General features: G+C 44.1%; 3 protein-coding genes. 1 reads left to right on the plus strand and 2 read right to left on the minus strand.

The features are described from left to right. A partial coding sequence (locus A3729_RS08450) for a cob(I)yrinic acid a,c-diamide adenosyltransferase (protein ID WP_197475699.1) occupies nt 1–336 on the plus strand: 336 nt, incomplete at its 5' end. 29 nt (nt 337–365) lie between these two features. On the opposite strand, the gene A3729_RS08455 is transcribed toward A3729_RS08450, so the two are convergent. Both A3729_RS08455 and A3729_RS08460 read right to left on the minus strand, forming a co-directional pair. Further along, nucleotides 366–989 (minus strand): class I SAM-dependent methyltransferase, encoded by a 624-nt coding sequence (locus A3729_RS08455; protein WP_231872240.1) that lies wholly within the window; start codon nt 987–989, stop codon nt 366–368. Between the two features lie 37 nt (nt 990–1,026). Beyond that, the coding region (locus tag A3729_RS08460; protein WP_068633643.1) for a flagella synthesis protein FlgN at nt 1,027–1,400 on the minus strand (374 nt) is incomplete at its 5' end.

Genomic DNA, 1,400 nt, shown 5'->3' on the forward strand with positions numbered 1-1,400 from the left:
CAAATGGGGACTGGCTTTACCTGGAACACGCAAGATCGAGAAGCAGATATCGAAGCGGCCGAAAAAACCTGGAAGGTAGCGGAGAAAATGCTTGCAGATGACAGCTACAACTTGGTCGTGCTGGATGAGCTGACCTATATGATTGCCTATAAATACCTTGAAGAAGAACGAATTCTTTCTGCTTTGCGAGATAGGCCTTTTGAGCAAAGCGTGATTGTTACCGGACGAGGTGGTGGCTCTGCGTTGCAGGAGTTAGCTGATACGGTATCAGAGATTAAAGAGATCAAGCACGCCTATAAGGCGGGCGTTAAGGCTCGTGAAGGGGTTGATTATTAGGCGCTGAGCAAAAGTAAATGAGTACTGTTTTATCTTTTGATTAGCAATACTGTGTCGTAAGAGATGACCTCTAGCTGGCAGTCGAACAATGCAGCAATATATTGAAAGGTTTTAACGGAATAGAAGCTGATGTGAGTTGGGTCTTTCGTATACTGCCAATTCACGATGCCTTGCTTTGGGGGTTGTTTTGTCATAATGCCCAAGACTCCTTTCTTTTTCAGCATCTTAAACAAGAGCTCAAATACCTCTTTTGGCTTGCTCAGATGTTCGACAACCTCTGTACTGGTAATAAAGTCGTAGCGGCCACTTAAAGGGCTTTTGTCTGGCATGTAGAAAGGATCGTACTCTTCTACGTTAAAGCCCTTTTCACGCATCATGATTGATAAAGTTGGTCCGGGTCCGCAGCCGAAATCAAGCCCATTGGCAAAGGGTTCTAGTTGAGATATCAGCGGCATAGATAACTTCTCTAGAAAGCGCCGATATCCTTTGTCTTCGGGGTTGTTTTCATGCAAATCATAGATTGATTTTTCATACCCGGGCGAGATGTGAAACTGCTTAGGAACAAATATCAGGTCACAGTGCGCACAGTTAAGGTATTCTCTGTCTACTTTGCTGTGTGAATCTCGGTGAATAGCCCTTGTTTCTTTTGACAAGCATAAAGGGCATTCATGAGTAGTTGGGGGTGGGGTATCAGGCCTGGCCAATGCGATGGGTGGATCCGTAACTTTGCTCTTTACCTTGTTGGCCATAAAGATTTTGCGTTTTGTTTTGGCCGCGGATGATTGTCATCAACTTATTCGTGCGCTGTAAGGAGCGACTAATAATGCTTCCGTTGACCTGGTTAGTATCTTTGCATTGTTGCATTTTCTCGCGGGAAGTTTGCCATAAGTTAACTAAATCATCATCATTTAGTGTTTGTAGCTTTTCCTCAACGTGTCCAGGTTTAATGCCAAGCCCAGACTCGGCTATTAACCTGGCCTTAATTTTTCCGCGAGACTCTAATTGTTGGACAGTTTGAGTTTTGTGTTTGGATAATAGAGAAATTTGATCGGTGTTGCGCGTTG

The sequence above is a fragment of the Oleiphilus sp. HI0043 genome, assembly GCF_001634935.1.